Source organism: Nevskia ramosa DSM 11499 (genome assembly GCF_000420645.1).
GTDB lineage: Bacteria > Pseudomonadota > Gammaproteobacteria > Nevskiales > Nevskiaceae > Nevskia > Nevskia ramosa.
Genome location: NZ_ATVI01000006.1, coordinates 953,134 through 968,072, shown reverse-complemented (window position 1 = coordinate 968,072; position 14,939 = coordinate 953,134). Strand labels below are relative to the sequence as shown.

General features: G+C 62.3%; 17 protein-coding genes and 1 rRNA gene. 6 read left to right on the top strand and 12 right to left on the bottom strand.

Features of this window, described 5'->3' with window-relative positions:
* Both G513_RS0111335 and tyrS read right to left on the bottom strand, forming a co-directional pair.
* A 16S ribosomal RNA gene (locus tag G513_RS0111335) occupies positions 1 to 355 on the bottom strand; the annotation flags it as partial.
* A gap of 386 nt (positions 356 to 741) precedes the next feature.
* Positions 742 to 2,040, bottom strand: coding sequence for a tyrosine--tRNA ligase (gene tyrS, locus G513_RS0111330; protein ID WP_245563101.1), 1,299 nt, complete (start codon positions 2,038 to 2,040; stop codon positions 742 to 744).
* Positions 2,041 to 2,279: 239 nt separating this feature from the next.
* Here tyrS and G513_RS22630 point away from each other — a divergent pair, with 239 nt between their 5' ends.
* Together G513_RS22630 and G513_RS0111320 are read left to right on the top strand one after the other, a co-directional pair.
* Positions 2,280 to 3,527 carry an OapA family protein gene (locus G513_RS22630; RefSeq protein WP_169560613.1) on the top strand — a complete coding sequence of 416 codons (1,248 nt, stop codon included), beginning with the start codon at positions 2,280 to 2,282 and terminating at the stop codon, positions 3,525 to 3,527.
* Positions 3,528 to 3,545: 18 nt separating this feature from the next.
* Positions 3,546 to 4,661 carry an anhydro-N-acetylmuramic acid kinase gene (locus G513_RS0111320; protein ID WP_022976961.1) on the top strand — a complete coding sequence of 372 codons (1,116 nt, stop codon included), beginning with the start codon at positions 3,546 to 3,548 and terminating at the stop codon, positions 4,659 to 4,661.
* Between the two features lie 40 nt (positions 4,662 to 4,701).
* On the opposite strand, the gene erpA is transcribed toward G513_RS0111320, so the two are convergent.
* From erpA to argC, 4 genes are all read right to left on the bottom strand, one after another.
* Complete coding sequence (gene erpA / locus G513_RS0111315) at positions 4,702 to 5,061, bottom strand: iron-sulfur cluster insertion protein ErpA (protein WP_022976960.1); 360 nt, start codon at positions 5,059 to 5,061, stop codon at positions 4,702 to 4,704.
* A gap of 13 nt (positions 5,062 to 5,074) precedes the next feature.
* The gene (locus G513_RS22625) at positions 5,075 to 5,560 is read right to left on the bottom strand and encodes a bactofilin family protein (RefSeq protein WP_022976959.1); all 486 of its coding nucleotides are present in this window, start codon (positions 5,558 to 5,560) and stop codon (positions 5,075 to 5,077) included.
* Positions 5,557 to 6,252, bottom strand: a complete 696-nt coding sequence (locus G513_RS0111305) for a DUF6776 family protein (RefSeq protein WP_156891554.1) — start codon at positions 6,250 to 6,252, stop codon at positions 5,557 to 5,559. Before G513_RS0111305 ends, G513_RS22625 begins: the two co-directional genes overlap by 4 nt.
* A 70-nt stretch (positions 6,253 to 6,322) precedes the next feature.
* A complete protein-coding gene (gene argC, locus G513_RS0111300) occupies positions 6,323 to 7,354 on the bottom strand; it encodes an N-acetyl-gamma-glutamyl-phosphate reductase (protein WP_022976957.1) in 1,032 nt (343 codons plus the stop codon).
* 74 nt (positions 7,355 to 7,428) lie between these two features.
* Here argC and hemJ point away from each other — a divergent pair, with 74 nt between their 5' ends.
* Entirely contained in the window at positions 7,429 to 7,848 is a 420-nt protein-coding gene (gene hemJ, locus G513_RS0111295) for a protoporphyrinogen oxidase HemJ (RefSeq protein ID WP_022976956.1), read from the top strand.
* Between the two features lie 67 nt (positions 7,849 to 7,915).
* Here the strand turns inward: hemJ and bfr are convergent, their stop codons facing one another.
* From bfr to G513_RS0111280, 3 genes are all read right to left on the bottom strand, one after another.
* Entirely contained in the window at positions 7,916 to 8,398 is a 483-nt protein-coding gene (gene bfr / locus G513_RS0111290; protein ID WP_022976955.1) for a bacterioferritin, read from the bottom strand.
* Positions 8,399 to 8,636: 238 nt separating this feature from the next.
* Positions 8,637 to 8,864: a (2Fe-2S)-binding protein gene (locus G513_RS0111285; RefSeq protein WP_022976954.1), complete on the bottom strand. Its 228-nt coding sequence runs from the start codon at positions 8,862 to 8,864 to the stop codon at positions 8,637 to 8,639.
* 110 nt (positions 8,865 to 8,974) lie between these two features.
* A complete protein-coding gene (locus G513_RS0111280; RefSeq protein ID WP_022976953.1) occupies positions 8,975 to 9,505 on the bottom strand; it encodes an RNA pyrophosphohydrolase in 531 nt (176 codons plus the stop codon).
* Between the two features lie 131 nt (positions 9,506 to 9,636).
* Here G513_RS0111280 and G513_RS0111275 point away from each other — a divergent pair, with 131 nt between their 5' ends.
* On the top strand, positions 9,637 to 10,287 hold the full coding sequence (locus G513_RS0111275) for an HAD family hydrolase (protein WP_022976952.1): 651 nt from the start codon (positions 9,637 to 9,639) through the stop codon (positions 10,285 to 10,287).
* A 1-nt stretch (position 10,288) separates the two neighbouring features.
* On the opposite strand, the gene G513_RS0111270 is transcribed toward G513_RS0111275, so the two are convergent.
* Both G513_RS0111270 and pdxH read right to left on the bottom strand, forming a co-directional pair.
* Positions 10,289 to 10,774, bottom strand: coding sequence for a cupin domain-containing protein (locus G513_RS0111270; RefSeq protein WP_022976951.1), 486 nt, complete (start codon positions 10,772 to 10,774; stop codon positions 10,289 to 10,291).
* On the bottom strand, positions 10,771 to 11,394 hold the full coding sequence (pdxH, locus tag G513_RS0111265) for a pyridoxamine 5'-phosphate oxidase (protein ID WP_022976950.1): 624 nt from the start codon (positions 11,392 to 11,394) through the stop codon (positions 10,771 to 10,773). The genes G513_RS0111270 and pdxH overlap by 4 nt, the downstream gene beginning before the upstream one ends.
* 110 nt (positions 11,395 to 11,504) lie before the next feature.
* On the opposite strand from pdxH, the gene G513_RS0111260 reads away from it, so the two are divergent.
* Positions 11,505 to 12,530, top strand: coding sequence for a YhdH/YhfP family quinone oxidoreductase (locus G513_RS0111260; RefSeq protein WP_022976949.1), 1,026 nt, complete (start codon positions 11,505 to 11,507; stop codon positions 12,528 to 12,530).
* Between the two features lie 29 nt (positions 12,531 to 12,559).
* Positions 12,560 to 13,582 (top strand): cation diffusion facilitator family transporter, encoded by a 1,023-nt coding sequence (locus G513_RS22620; RefSeq protein WP_022976948.1) that lies wholly within the window; start codon positions 12,560 to 12,562, stop codon positions 13,580 to 13,582.
* A gap of 4 nt (positions 13,583 to 13,586) precedes the next feature.
* On the opposite strand, the gene G513_RS0111250 is transcribed toward G513_RS22620, so the two are convergent.
* On the bottom strand, positions 13,587 to 14,939 hold the full coding sequence (locus G513_RS0111250) for a cytochrome P450 (RefSeq protein ID WP_022976947.1): 1,353 nt from the start codon (positions 14,937 to 14,939) through the stop codon (positions 13,587 to 13,589).

Below are 14,939 nucleotides of genomic sequence, written 5' to 3'. Positions count from 1 at the left end.
TGTCCAATATTCCCCACTGCTGCCTCCCGTAGGAGTCCGGACCGTGTCTCAGTTCCGGTGTGACTGATCATCCTCTCAGACCAGTTACGGATCGTCGCCTTGGTGAGCCATTACCTCACCAACAAGCTAATCCGACGTAGGTTCCTCTAAAAGCGTGAGGTCTTGCGATCCCCCACTTTGCTCTTGCGAGATCATGCGGTATTAATCCGGGTTTCCCCGGGTTATCCCCCACTTAAAGGCAGATCCCTACGTATTCCTCCCCCGTCCGCCACTAGGTATTGCTACCTCGTTCGACTTGCATGTGTTAGGCATACCGCCAGCGTTCAATCTGAGCCAGGATCAAACTCTCCAATTAATTTAAAGCTAACTGGACTGCCCCAAAGTGCCGAAGCAACTTCAAGGTCATAGAGCGATCGATGGGCTCTTTACTGCTTTCATCGATGCTCCGTAATGCATTGGCTTCATGCCAAGCGCCCGGAAGCACCCACAAAAATCACTTGTTATTCTGTTAAAGATCAGGCTTCTAGGCTTCCGCTCTTAGCGTCAGGCCCGTCAGCAGGGAGGCGAATTATAGAGGACTTTCATCCCCTGTCAACTCCCCGTCTCACCCAGCCCGTGAAGCTAACTCCCCCTTCCCAAACCCCCTCAGCGGTAGCCGCTGCGAGGGGGCGAATTATAGGGCCGTTCAGACTTGTGTCAACGCGTTTTCCGAAACATTTTTCGATAAGACGCGCGAATCGCTCAAATCGCCCTCAACAATGCCCTGGCGTAGCGACGCGGACCGACTTGAAGCAGGTAGGTGGCGCCCGGGGTGAGGATCGTTCCCCGATCCTCGATCCGCTGCTGATCCACCTTGACCGCTTTCTGATCGATCATTCGATTGCCTTCGCCATTGCTGGCGACCAGGCCAGCCTCCTTGAGCAAGGCGGCCAGCCCGATACCCTGCGCGGGCACGGCAATCACGACTTCGGGAATGTTCTCCGGCAACTGCCCCTGCGAGAACTGCGCGACGAATTCCGCCTTAGCGGCTTCACCGGCCCCGGCGCCATGAAACCGCTCCACCAGTTCAATGCCTAGCAGCATCTTCACATCGCGAGGGTTGGCGCCTCCTGCAATTGATTGCTTGAGTGCGGCCACTTCAGCGAGCGGTCGAAAGCTGAGCAGATCGTAGTAGCGCCACATGAGCTGGTCCGACACCGACATGACCTTGCCGAACATGTCCTTAGGCACATCGTTCAGCGAGATGTAGTTGCCCAGCGACTTCGACATCTTCTGCACACCGTCCAGGCCTTCCAGGATCGGCACCGTCATGATGCATTGGGGTTTCTGGCCGTAGCCCTGCTGCAACTGCCGACCGACCAGCAGATTGAACTTCTGGTCCGTCCCGCCGAGTTCGACGTCGGCTTTCAGAGCCACCGAGTCATAGCCCTGCAGCAGCGGATACAGGAACTCGTGGATCGCGATCGGCTGGTTGTCGCGGAAGCGCTTCGAGAAATCGTCACGCTCCATCATCCGCGCGACGGTGTGCTGGGACGCGAGCCGCAGCATGCCCTCGGTTCCGAGCGCATCGAGCCAGCGGCTGTTGAACTCGATCGTCGTGCGTTCCGGATCGAGGATCTTGAACACTTGCTCTTTATAGGTCTTGGCGTTTTCCTCGACCTGTTCACGGGTCAGCGGCTTGCGCGTCTCGTTCTTGCCGGTCGGGTCACCGATCATCCCGGTGAAATCGCCGATCAGAAAGATCGCCTCGTGCCCCGCCTCCTGAAACGAGCGCAGCTTGTTCAACAGCAGGGTGTGCCCCAGGTGCAGATCCTTGGCCGTCGGGTCGAAGCCCGCTTTGATCCGCAGGCGAACACCTTGCTCGGAAGCCTTTGCCAGCCTCGCATGCAACTCGGCTTTCGGAATGACCTCGTCGGTGCCACGTTCGATTTCTTCGATATTCACTGAACTCTCGATGCACCGAGCTTGAACGGCGCGAAATTTGCGGAGAGGAATCGCCCAAACGAGCCGGCAGAGCCGGAACATATGAAAAATTGCCAACCGCCAGTTTTTATGTTTTGTTACGGGTGTCCGGATTCGCAAACCAACGAAAATATCGAGCGATCCATTTGCCGCGCGGCCTTACAGCGCCTTCATTTTCGTGGATTTTTATGGCATTGAATTATAGCTCCGCAGCCGGGGCCCGGAACTCGTCGCTGCGCAGAATGGGCGTCATCGCCGCATTTCTCGGTGTTTCAGGCGCCGCGCTTTTTGCGCTCAAACCGAATTCTGCTCCGATTGTGGAGCCCGTTGCCGAAACGGCGCCGGAAGCAAGCGCAGCGCTGACTGCCGCCCAAGACATCACTGCTGTTCCAACGGTCAATCCGGCGTTCAACGACATCGTGCAGAGCGCCGTCAGTGACGCTCTGGCCGTGCCGGAACCCGCCGCCTGGAGCCGCGTCGTAGTTGCCCGTGGCGAAAGCTTGTCCAACGTCTTCGAAGATGCCGGCCTGCCGCCGCAGGACTGGATGTTGATGACCCGCCTGGGCGGCGACAGCGCCCGCCTCAAGAAGCTCAAGGCTGGCGACGCAATCAACATGCGCGTCGTTTCCGGCCGTCTCGAAGAACTTACCTACACGCTGGACGAAACCCGCACCCTGAGCGTTCGCCGCAAAGGCGTTGGTTACGAGTCGACTACCCTGACGTCCGCGCTTGAACACCGCTCGGTGGAAAGCGTCGGCGAGATTCGCAGCTCTCTGTTCGCCGATGGCCGCAAGGCTGGGCTGTCGAATCGGATGATCCTCGAATTCGCGGACATCTTCGGTTACGACATCGATTTCGCACAGGACCTCCAGGAAGGCGATCGCTTTGCAGTCGTCTACGACAACATCCTCAAGAACGGCCGCAAGATTCGTGATGGCGAGATCCTCGCCGCGCAGTTCACCAATCAAGGCAAAACCTACCGCGCCGTGCGTTTCGTCGATTCCGAAGGACGCCCCGGTTACTACACGCCAGACGGCCAGTCGCTGCGCAAGGCCTTCATCCGCACGCCGGTGGATTTCGTCCGCATCAGCTCGGGCTTCAATCTGGCGCGCCGCCATCCGATTCTGAACATCATCCGGGCGCACAAGGGTGTCGATTACGCTGCAGCAACTGGAACCCCGGTCCACACAACGGGCGACGGCAAGATCCAGTTCATCGGCAAGAAGAATGGCTACGGGAACGTCGTCGTCGTTCGCCACAGTGGCCAGAACGAAACCCTGTATGCGCATCTGTCCCGCTTCAAGCCAGGCTTGGCGCTCGGTTCGAAAGTTCGCCAGGGCCAGATCATCGCGTTCGTCGGCTCCACCGGCCTCGCCACGGCACCGCATCTGCATTACGAGTTCCTGGTCAACGGTATCCACAAGAATCCGATGACGGTGACCCTGCCACGCGCCGTACCGCTGAACTCGCAGTCGCTCGTGCAGTTCCGCCGCGAAACGGCACCGCTGATTGCCAAGATCGATGCCATGAGCAACACCGGCGTCGCTCTCTCCAAGTACAAGTAAGCACGGCGGAATTTCCCGATGTCAGGGCTGTACCTTGGCCTGATGTCGGGAACCAGCATCGACGGCATTGATGCCGTCATTGCCGAGTTCGAGGCTGGTCGGCTGGCCAAGCTCCACGCCGCGCACCACCACGACTATCCACCGCCTCTTCGCGCGAGACTGATCGAGCTGTCGCTGGATCAGCCCGGCATTTCGATGCGCGAGTTCTGTACGCTCGACGTCGATATCGGCCTGAGCTTCGCGGCAGCTGCGCGCGAAGTCATTTCCCGCAGCGGAATTCCGGTCGGCGCAATCACCGCCATCGGCAGCCATGGCCAGACGCTGTTCCACGACGGGCCCCGGGGCCTGACCCTGCAACTGGGCGATCACAACCGGATTGCCGCAGCCACGGGCATCACGACGGTCGCCGATTTCCGGCGCATCGATCTAGCGCTGGGCGGTCAGGGTGCTCCGCTGGTGCCAGCCTTCCACCATGCGATGTTTGCCGATTTCCGCGAACCCCGCTGCGTGCTGAATCTCGGCGGCATCGCCAACATCACCGTGCTGCCGGGCGCAGGCATCGATGGCGTGATCGGTTTCGATACCGGCCCCGCCAACGGTTTGATGGATGAGTGGATGCGGGTCTGCTCGGGCCTCGCCTTCGATGCGGAAGGCGCTTTCGCTGCCAGAGGTTCGGCCGATGAAGAACTGATCGCCGCGCTTCTCAGCGATCCCTATTTCGCCAGACCGGCACCGAAAAGCACCGGACGAGATTATTTTCGTCTCGACTGGGTGCGCTCCCGCTATCCCCGAATCGATGCACTGCGCACCGAAGATGTGCAGGCCAGTCTTGCGGCCGTCACGGCACGCAGCGTCGCCAGTGCCATCAAGGAAGCAGCACCTGCAGTTGCCAGGCTGATCGTCTGCGGCGGAGGCGTCGCCAACACGCTGCTACTGCGACTGATCGGAGAGGCGTTGCCGGGCGTCGTCATCGAGTCCAGCAGCCAGCATGGTCTGGCGCCGGAATGGATCGAAGCCACGGCGTTCGCCTGGTTGGCAATGCGTCGCATCGAGGGCAAATCGGGCAATCTTCCGGCCGTGACCGGCGCCAGCCACTTGTCACCGCTTGGCTGCGTGGTGCTGCCGCCAGGGTGATGGTCTTGTCGGCGCGCGATACGCGCCGACAAGCTCACTCTCAGACTGCGAAGGAGGAGCCGCAGCCGCAGGTGGTCGTCGCGTTCGGATTGCGGATCACGAACTGGGCGCCGTCGACATCATCCTTGTAATCGATCTCGGCACCACTGAGGTATTGCAGGCTCATCGAATCGACGAGCAGGGTCACGCCGCCGTTCTCGACCGACAGATCGCCGTCCTCCACGCTTTCGTCGAAGGTGAAGCCGTATTTGAAGCCTGAGCAGCCGCCGCCGGTCACGAACACGCGCAGCTTCAGGGCTTCATTTTCTTCGTCGTTCAGCAGCTCCCGTACCTTCGCGGCTGCGGCGGAGGTGAAGACCACTTCGGACTGGGCACTACCCGGTATCTCGTTGCCATCCATCTTCACTCTCCAATCAATCTCGCGGAATCATCCCGCCTTGCTGCAACGCGCGTTCCTGAACATCGAGAATCACCACATCGGCTCTATCTTCCAGCGACATCTGCTGCGTCTTGGCCGGCGTCTCACCACTATCGTGCGCCAATCGTCCGTTAATGGCGGCGCCCGGTTCCATCTGCAAGACCTTGTAATAAACGTTTCCGGTCACTCGAGCCCTGGCAGTCAACACCAGCTTCTCACTCGCTCGGACATCACCGACGATCGAACCGTTCAGCATGACCGTCGGAACGCGCACATTGCCTTCGACGACGCCTGACTCGCTGATCGACAGTATGGCCGCTTCGTCGCCTGATGCCTGAACCGCGCCCTTGACCCGGCCATCAATGTGGATGCCACCCACGAAGCGCACGTCGCCGATGATTTCGGTTTGTCGTCCGATCAGGGTTTCGACGGTGGCAGCCTTGCTGCCAGAGCTTGATCCAGCGCCGAGAAATCCCTTCATGGTTCAGCGTTCTCCTGAACAATCTTCGCCCACTCGTACTCGTCTTCGATCGCCGCCTGCCCACCACCCGGCTGCAGCGACACCGTTACCCGTAGCGGCCGAAAATCCTCTGGAAGCTTCAGCTGGCCGCTGAACTCCTCGAAATACTTGAATGAAAATAACAGATTTCGGGCGCCGTCCACGGCGACATCATCGAGCTTCAAGGTTCGTTTCTTGCCGCTCTTCAAACCTTCGATCGACAACTCAACCTGACCGCCAACCCGCTTGTCGCTGCGAACGGGCTGGATCAGCACCAGATCGTAGCGATACTGGTTCGGCGAAGTCTTCATCGTACTGACGCGGAACTCGTATACCCGAACGCCGGCCTGTGATTCCTGCGGCGAAACGATACCGCGATAGAACGCGAGCTGTTCGCGCAAGTCCGACGACTCCGCCTGCAACTGACCCAGCGACTGCTTCACGTCCTGACAGGCGCCGGTGTCGATCTCCTGGGAACGGCTCAGATAGGCAACCTGATCGCGCAGAGTTTCGGCTTCGGTCTTGGCAACCCGCAGCTCGCGCGTCAGCTGCCGCCGTTCATCAAGAAGGCGATCGCGCTCGCTGGTCGCGGCGGCGAAATCAGAAACGGCACTGGCGCGAGTCAGGCGATACAGCGCAAATGCCGAAAGCAGCACCACGACCACCACCAGCATCACAACCCACCGCCGGCGCGTCGGTCGGTCGGTGGTGATGACAACACGGGGCCGCCAATCAGCCATTCGATCAGGGCGCGAGCGGCGCGGCGTCGAGCGCCATGCGTTCGTCGAAACCGAACATCAGGTTGAAGCACTGCACGGCCTGGCCAGCTGCGCCCTTGACCAGATTGTCGATCGCAGACAGCACCACCACCGTATCGCCATCACCCGGCCGATGCACGGCAATCCGGCACAGATTCGAGCCGCGCACCGAGCGCGTTTCGGGATGCGAGCCCTTCGGCATCACATCGACGAACGGCTCATCGCGATAACGGGCTTCATACAAGGCTTGCAGGTCGGTGTCGGTCTTCAGCAGGGTCGCGTAGAGCGTTGCGTGGATGCCCCGGATCATCGGCGTGAGATGCGGCACGAAGGTCAGCTTGACCGGGCCATTCGCAGCGCGCGTCAGTCCCTGCTCGATTTCCGGCAGATGACGATGACCGGCGACGCCGTAAGCCATCATCGAATCGGCTGCTTCGGCGAACAGCGAACCGACTTTCGCTTCCCGGCCGGCGCCACTGACGCCGGACTTGCAGTCGGCGATCAGCCGGCTGGCATCGACCAGCCCCGCTTCGATCAACGGCAGAAAGCCGAGCTGGGTCGCCGTCGGATAGCAGCCGGCAGCCGCAACCAACCGCGCGCCGCGGATCGCCTCACGATTGACTTCCGGCAGGCCGTAGACGGCTTCGGCCAGCAGTTCCGGGCTGGCGTGGTCGTGCGCGTACCAGCGCTTGAACACATGGGCATCGCGAATGCGGTAGTCGGCCGACAGATCAACGACACGAACACCGCGCTTGATCAGCGCCGGCGCCAGCTTCATCGAAGTCGCATGCGGCGTTGCGAAGAACACAGCCTGGCAAGCGGCGAGCGCGTCGTCATCGGGCGCAGTGAAGCTCAGATCGCAACGGCCGCGCAGATGCGGGAACCAGACGTCGGCGCGCTTGCCAGCCTCGGCACGGGAGGTCAGCACGCGCACGCGCACGCCCGGGTGCGCCGACAACAGCCTGAGCAATTCGGCGCCGGTGTATCCGGTGCCGCCGACAATTCCGACTTCGATCACGTCCTTCCAGCCTCATGCCCATCCAGGGGGCGACGATGATACCTTGCGCACCTGCCCGCGTTACTGGATGCCCGATGCTCTGGATCAAGGCGTTTCATGTGATTTTCATGGTGTCCTGGTTTGCCGGGCTGTTCTATCTGCCGCGGCTGTTCGTCTATCACTGCGACGTCAGCGACGAAGCCGGCCACGCACGCTTCCTGATCATGGAACGAAAGCTGTACGGAATCACGACGATCGGCATGATCGGCACCTGGGTCTTCGCGCTGACCCTGCTGGTGATGAATCCGGCCTACCTGCATTCCGGCGGCTGGCTGCATCTGAAGATCGCGCTGGCGGTGGTCTTGTCCGGCTATCACGGCTGGCTGAAAACGGTGATCCGGAAGTTTGCCGCCAACGCCAACACGCGCAGCCACAAGTTCTACCGGCTGATCAACGAAGTGCCGGCCGTCCTGCTGATCGCGATCGTGATCCTGGTCGTCGTCAAGCCGTTCTGATCGGCATGCAGCCAACAAAAAGCCCGCATCGAGTGCGGGCTTTTTGTTGGGCGCTACCGCAAGCGGATCAGCTTTCGCCGATCTCGCCCATCGCCGACTGCATGTAGTTCTGGACGCCGATCTTCTCGATCAGGCCAAGTTGTTCCTCGATCCAGTCGATGTGGTGCTCCTCGCTTTCCTGGATCTCGACCAGCAACTCGCGCGTCACGTAATCCTTGACCAGTTCGCACTGGGCAATACCGTCGCGATACAGCGGATGCGCCTCGTATTCCAGCTTGAGATCGCATTCGAGGATTTCCTTCACGTCCTCGCCGATGTACAGCTTGCCGAGGTCCTGCAGGTTCGGCAGGCCATTCAAGAACAGGATGCGCTTGATCAGCTTGTCGGCATGCTTCATCTCGTCGATGGATTCGCCAAACTCGTATTTTTCGAGCTTCTTGAGGCCCCAATTGCCGAAGATGCGGGCATGCAGAAAATACTGATTGACGGCCGTGAGCTCGTTCTTCAGGGCTTGATTCAGGAATTCGAGAACTTTGGCGTCGCCGCGCATGGTGATGATCCGATTGAAGTGCGGGCGGATTATAGCCAGGGACCGCCACTCAAGACAAGTCCAAGCCATTGATTTATTTGTTCTTTTGAACGATTTTGCGTGTGATTCTCAGTTCATGGCTATTGAAGTAGCGCAGATCTGGCTCGCCCAAGGAAGCGAACGGCGCTTACAGGAGCGCCGAGAACAAGCAGAAACGGAGAAAGGTAAAAGGGCTGGAAACTCCGGCAGCTGCCGGAATTCAGCAGGCAGCTTGGGCCGAAAGCTCTTGGCTGCCAAGGACCGATGACGAACGCGGCAGCGCGGACAAAGCCTGCGCAAGCGTCGAACGAGCCGCCGGCACGCATTTGCCGCAGCAAGTGCCAAGGCCGGTTTCGCGGGTCAGATCACGCAACGAGATCGCATCGCCACGCTCCACCGTGCGGCGAATGGTCTTGTCGGAGACGGCTTTGCAGACGCAAATGATCATGTCCGCAGCTTAAAACTTAATGAGAATGATTGTCAATCGATGGGAAATTTAAACCACCGATCCGTCGTTCTCACTGGTTAGCGGCACCGTTAACGTCGCGCTGAAGCAGGCTAAGGGCGCGCCTGATCCGGCTGCGGTTTCGACGCGGATGCTGCCAGCGGCTGGCTTGGCGCTCCGATCAGTGGTGCCAGTTCACGCAGCGCGCCGCTGTAGACCTCACGCTTGAACGACACCACTTCGCTCAAGGGATGCCAGTAATCGACCCAGCGCCAATGGTCGAACTCCGGCCGGTCGCATTTATCGAAGCAGACCATCGATTCGCAGCTGGTCAGCCGGAGCAGAAACCACTTCTGCTTCTGGCCGATGCACACCGGCCGCCGTCCGCGTCGCACCAGCCGTGATGGCAGGCGATAACTGAGCCAGCCGGAGGTCACGCCCAGACATTCGACGTGCTCGGCCTTCAGGCCCAGCTCCTCTTCCAGCTCGCGATAGAGCGCGGCCTCTGGTGTCTCGCCGAACTTGATGCCGCCCTGCGGAAACTGCCAGGCATCCTGGCCAATCCGCTTCGCCCACAGCACGCGGCCGTCGACGTGCGTCAGGATGATCCCGACGTTGGGTCGAAAGCCATCGGCGTCAATCACTTGGGCGCACTTTGCAAGGAAAGATTCACGATCGATTCTTTCATAGCCGCGTCGCCTGCGGCAAACTTCCGCCTGCATGGCGTCCTGCCAAGACCGAGGCTTCCTGCTTCGGCCTATTCAATGAAAATCCAATGAATCTCGCCGTCTTCGATCTTGACCACACGCTCCTCAACGGCGACAGCGACTACCTCTGGGGCCAGTTCCTGGTTGCGAACCGTCTAGTCGATGCCGACTACTACGCTCGCGAGAATCAGCGCTTCTATGACGAATACGCAGCTGGAACGCTCGACATCCACGAGTTCGCGGCGTTTTCGCTGCGGCCGCTGATGGCGCTACCGCTGGCTCAGCTCGAAGGTCTGCGCGAGCGCTTCGTCGCCGAACAGATCGTGCCGGTGATCTCGGCACACGCGCCGGCGCTGCTCGAACGGCACCGTCGGGCCGGCGACGAATTGCTGATCACCACCGCCACCAACCGCTTCATCGTCGAGCCGATCGCCGCCCATCTCGGCGTCGAGCATCTGCTGGCGACCGAGCCGGAGCGCGACGGCGTTGCCTTCACCGGCCGCATCGCCCGCTCGAATTTCCGCAACGCCAAGGTGACCAATCTCAAGGCCTGGCTGGCCGCGCATCCAGTGAAGTTCGAAGCTTTAAGCGGCTATAGCGATTCGCAGAACGATCTGCCGCTGCTCGAATTCGTCGACCACCCGCATGCCGTCGATGCCGATCCAGTGCTGCGCGCCGCCGCCGAGGCGCGCGGCTGGCCGGTGATCTCGCTGCGCTGAGCTAAGGGCGAACGAAGGGGCTCAGCAGCGCCCGATGCTCGGGATGGTCATCAAACAGGCGCTGATCGGCAAAAACGTGATCGGCGTAGTCGAAACCCGGTACCACGGCTTCCGAGACCAGCGCGTGGCTGGCGCCATCGATCAGTTGCGACGCTTTCCAGACGCCGCCCGGCACGTGCAGGAATAGCGCCTGGTCCGGCGCGCTGCCGAGCACCACACGGCGCAATTCGCCTGAGTCTTCGAGCAGCAGGTATTCAACTGGCCCGCCGCCTTGCAGGTAATGGAGGATGTCCGAGCGGTTGCGGTGCAGGCGTCCACGCGGCTCGTCGACCGTCAGCAGGTAGTGGATCGAGGTGACGAGCGCCCGCGAGCCCTGTGCAGTTTCGACGACGGCGTCCGAGGTGTGGATGCGCTTGAACCAGCCGCCTTCCGGATGTCGTTCCAGGCCAAGCCTTGCGATCAGCGCCGTTCCTGATTCTTCGCTCACGGCTCCAGCCGCTCCAGGCGCCAGACGCCGTCTACTTGCCGGTAGACAAGCCGGTCATGCACGCGATTGGCGCGGCCCTGCCAGAACTCGATGGCATCGGGACACAGCCGATAACCGCCCCAATCGCTCGGGAACGGCACGTTGCCGCGACCGTACTTCTGCTCGTTCTCGGCAAATCGTGCATCCAGCGATTCGCGTGACTCGACCATCCGGCTCTGCCGCGAGGTCAGCGCGCCGATCTGCGAACCCAGCGGCCGCGAACGGAAATAGGTTTCGGACTGCACCGGCGTCAGCTTTTCGACCCGGCCTTCCACCCGGACGCTGCGCTCCAGCCGATCCCACCAGAACGTCGCAGCTGCATGGGGATGAGCCGCCAGCGCGCGGGCTTTCCGCGAGTCGTAATGGGTATAAAAGGCGAGGCCGGCGGCATCGAGACCTTTCAGCAGCACCACGCGGGCAGACGGACGGCCATCGGCATCGACCGTCGCCAGGGTCATCGCCGTTGGCTCGATCATGCCGATGGCGACGGCATCATCGAGCCAGCGCTGGAACTGCTGCAGCGGATCGGCGGCGACGTCGGCTTCGAGCAGCGGCGGATTGCGGGTGTACTGATTGGCCATCGGGATCGGTATCGGGGTGGGGCCGGGGCGGGACTCGGGTTCGCCATCGGGTCGGTTAGCGTTCGAAGTCGGGCAAAATAGGAACTCGACCCATTCTGCCGGAATCCCCGATGACCTCCCCCGCCACGGAAGTACCTGCAACCTTCAAGGCGCTGCGCATCCATCAGGTCGACAAGAAGACCGAGGCGCGTCTCGAAGCGATCACGCTCGCAGATCTCAGCGCCGGCCAAGTCGTCATCCGGGTCGCCTATTCGTCGATCAACTACAAGGACGCCCTGGCAGTGACCGGCAAGGGCCGGATCATGCGCGGCTATCCGAAGGTCGCCGGCATCGATCTGTCCGGCATCGTGGTGTCCAGCGAAGTGCCGGACTACAAGCCGGGCGACAAGGTGGTGGTCACCGGCGGCAATGTCGGCGAGCAGTTCGATGGCGGTTTCGCCGAATACGCCCGCGTGCCAGCCGAAGCCGTGGTGCGTCTGCCGGCCGGTTTGAGCCTGCATGAAGCGATGGCGCTCGGCACCGCCGGCTACACGGCCGCACTGGCGCTGCGGCGCATGCTCGAAAACCATCAGCGGCCGGATCTCGGCACGATCGCCATCACCGGCCCCACCGGCGGTGTTGGCTCGATCGCCATCAGCCTGTTCAAGCGCGCCGGCTTCACCGTGGCCGCGATCACCGGCAAGCCAGGCGCGGAGAAGTATCTGCGTGATCTCGGCGCCGATGAAATCGTCGATCGCAACACGCTGGATATGGGCTCCAAGCCGCTGGAAGCTGCGCGCTGGGGCGGTGCCGTCGACAATCTGGGCGGCGACACGCTGGCCTATCTGGCCCGCACCGTGAAGCCCTGGGGTTCGATCGGTGCAGTCGGCCTGGCCCAGGCGCCGACGCTGAACACCACGGTGATCCCGTTCATCCTGCGCGGCGTCAGCCTGCTCGGCATCTTCTCGGTGGAATGCCCGCGCAGTTGGCGTCTGGCGATCTGGGAACGTCTGGCCAGCGACTGGAAGCCGGAAGGCCTGCTCAGCCTGATCGCGCCGAAGACCGTGTCGCTGGAAGAAGTGGCAACGGTCGCCGAGGAACTGGTGGCCGGCAAGGCGCAGGGTCGCACCGTCGTCCGCATCGCCGACGATCTCTGATCGACCGCCTGCAAACTCAGCCAGCGACCATGAGCCAGCGCCACGACCAGCATGACCATGATCATGAGCACGATCATGGCCACGACTCGCACGATCACGGCGCGGCGCACAGTCACAAGCCGGCGAAGGCCAAGAGCCATGACCACGATCATCGGCATGGGCATCACCATCACGGCAGCAGCAACGAAACGCGGCTGACCTGGGCGCTGGTGATCACGGCGCTGTTCATGGTCGTCGAGGTTGCTGGCGGCGTGATTTCCGGCTCGCTGGCGCTGATCGCCGACGCCGTGCACATGCTCACCGACTCTGCCTCGCTGCTGCTGGCGCTGATCGCGCTGCGCATCGCCAAACGGCCGGCTGACGCGCTGTTCTCCTACGGCCGCGCCCGTCACGAGGTGCTGGCGGCGTTCGTCAACGGCCTGGCCTTGCTGGGCTTGAGCGTCTGGATCATCTTCGAATCGGTACAGCGCCTGATCACGCCGCATCCGGTGGTCGGCGAGACGATGCTGATCGTTGCAGCACTGGGTTTCGCCGCCAACCTGCTGTCGTTCCTGATCCTGCGTGATGGCGAGGATTCGCTGAACCTCAGAGGCGCGCTGCTGCACGTGCTCAGCGATCTGCTCGGCTCGGCTGCCGCAATGGCCGCCGCCGTGGTGATCATGCTGACCGGCTGGGTGCCGATCGATCCGATCCTGTCGGCGTTCGTGGCGCTGCTGATCGTCCGCAGCGGCTGGCGGGTGACGAAGGAATCCGCCCACATCCTGCTCGAAGGCGCACCGCGCGATCTCGATCCCGACGCTCTGGCGCATGAACTTGCTGATGCCGTGCCCGGCGTCACCGGCATTCACCATCTGCACGCCTGGTCGCTGACCGACAAGCATCCGGTGATGACCCTGCACGCGGTGCTCGCCGAAGGCACCGATCGCGATGCCGCGCTCGGCGCGATCCTGCAGCAGCTCAAGGCGCGGTTCGGTGATGTGCACGCCACGGTGCAGATCGAGCAGGTGGCCTGCGGCGAGCGTTGCGGTGAACCGGCGCCGCTGAAAGCCTAGCGGCTCAAACCCGCCGCCATTTCACCGGCAGGCGCTTCACGCCGCGCTGGAAATTCGAACGCAGGAAGGCCGGCGCACCATCGGCTTCGATGCAGCCCATCCGCGCCAGCACCTCGGCAAACAGCGCGCGCATCTGCATGCGGGCGAGCTGCGCGCCGAGGCAGAAATGCGGCCCGTAGCCGAATACCAGATGCGGGTTCGGCGTGCGCAGCGGATCGGGCCGCGCGGGATCGGCAAACACGGCTTCATCGTGATTGGCCGACAGGAACGACACCACCACCTTGTCGCCGGCGCGGATCGCAGCACCGCCGAGCACGCAGTCTTCGATCGCGGTACGACGAAAAGTCATCACCGGCGTCCACCAGCGCAGCAGCTCGTCGATCGCTTTCGGCAGCAGCGCCGGTTCGGCGCGCAGCCGCGCCTGCAGCTCGGGATGTTCGATCAGGCCGATGCAGGCGCCGGGAATGCCGTTGCGCAGGGTTTCATTGCCGGCGACCGCGAACAGCCAGAACAGGTTCTCGAATTCTTCGAGGCTGAGCTTTGTACCGTCGTCATCGCGTGCCGCCAGCAGCAGCGACATCAGATCGTCGCCCGGCGTGCGCTGCTTGTGCTCGGCCAGCAGGTGCGCGTAGGCGTAGAGATCGGGCAGGCCTTCGCGGGTGCGCGGATCCGGCAGGCGGCCGTCGGCGTCCGGCAAGGGCCGCAGCCGCAGCGCTTCGCGCGCCATCGCCGAACCGCTGGCGAGATCGAAGGCCGAGGAACTGGCGTAGTCCGGGTCCTGATAACCGATCACCCGGTTCGACCAGTCGAACAGCAGCATCCGGTCTTCCGCCGGCATGCCGAGGATGTCGGCCAGCGCCAGCAAAGGCAGATCGGCGCCGATGTCCTTGGCGAAATCGCAGCGGCCATGGTCGGCAGCGCCGACCACCCGCTCGACCAGCATCCGCGCGTGCTCGCGAATGCGGCTGTCCAGCTGGGTCAGCGCTTTCGAGGTGAACGCCCGCGCCAGCAGACGGCGCAGCCGCGTGTGCTGCGGCGGGTCCATGTTCAGCATCATCTGCTGGACGTAGCGCAGCGCTTCCGGTGTCGCTGGATCGCGGATCTGGGTGCCACCGAGTTGCGATGAAAACCGCTGCGGCTGATTCATCACCGCTTCGACATCGGCATGGCGCAGCACCAGCCAGAAACCCGGCCCGCCGGACCAGCCGTGCAGCGGCTTCTCGTCGACCCAGACCACCGGCCGCTCGCGGCGCAGCCGCGCCAGCGCCTCGAACGGTACGCCGTGGACATAGGTTTCCGGATCGAAGACGCGATCGGCGTCAGCGCTCAGCGCGGCTTCGTGGTCCGTGGACGACAT

Coding starts and splice junctions, on each gene's coding strand:
- G513_RS0111320 (WP_022976961.1), top strand. CDS start 3,546: ATGTCAGGGCTGTACCTTGGCCTGATGTCGGGAACCAGCATCGACGGC.
- erpA (WP_022976960.1), bottom strand. CDS start 5,061: ATGGATGGCAACGAGATACCGGGTAGTGCCCAGTCCGAAGTGGTCTTC.
- G513_RS22625 (WP_022976959.1), bottom strand. CDS start 5,560: ATGAAGGGATTTCTCGGCGCTGGATCAAGCTCTGGCAGCAAGGCTGCC.
- G513_RS0111305 (WP_156891554.1), bottom strand. CDS start 6,252: ATGCTGGTGGTGGTCGTGGTGCTGCTTTCGGCATTTGCGCTGTATCGC.
- hemJ (WP_022976956.1), top strand. CDS start 7,429: ATGCTCTGGATCAAGGCGTTTCATGTGATTTTCATGGTGTCCTGGTTT.
- bfr (WP_022976955.1), bottom strand. CDS start 8,398: ATGCGCGGCGACGCCAAAGTTCTCGAATTCCTGAATCAAGCCCTGAAG.
- G513_RS0111285 (WP_022976954.1), bottom strand. CDS start 8,864: ATGATCATTTGCGTCTGCAAAGCCGTCTCCGACAAGACCATTCGCCGC.
- G513_RS0111275 (WP_022976952.1), top strand. CDS start 9,637: ATGAATCTCGCCGTCTTCGATCTTGACCACACGCTCCTCAACGGCGAC.
- pdxH (WP_022976950.1), bottom strand. CDS start 11,394: ATGGCCAATCAGTACACCCGCAATCCGCCGCTGCTCGAAGCCGACGTC.
- G513_RS0111260 (WP_022976949.1), top strand. CDS start 11,505: ATGACCTCCCCCGCCACGGAAGTACCTGCAACCTTCAAGGCGCTGCGC.
- G513_RS22620 (WP_022976948.1), top strand. CDS start 12,560: ATGAGCCAGCGCCACGACCAGCATGACCATGATCATGAGCACGATCAT.
- G513_RS0111250 (WP_022976947.1), bottom strand. CDS start 14,939: ATGTCGTCCACGGACCACGAAGCCGCGCTGAGCGCTGACGCCGATCGC.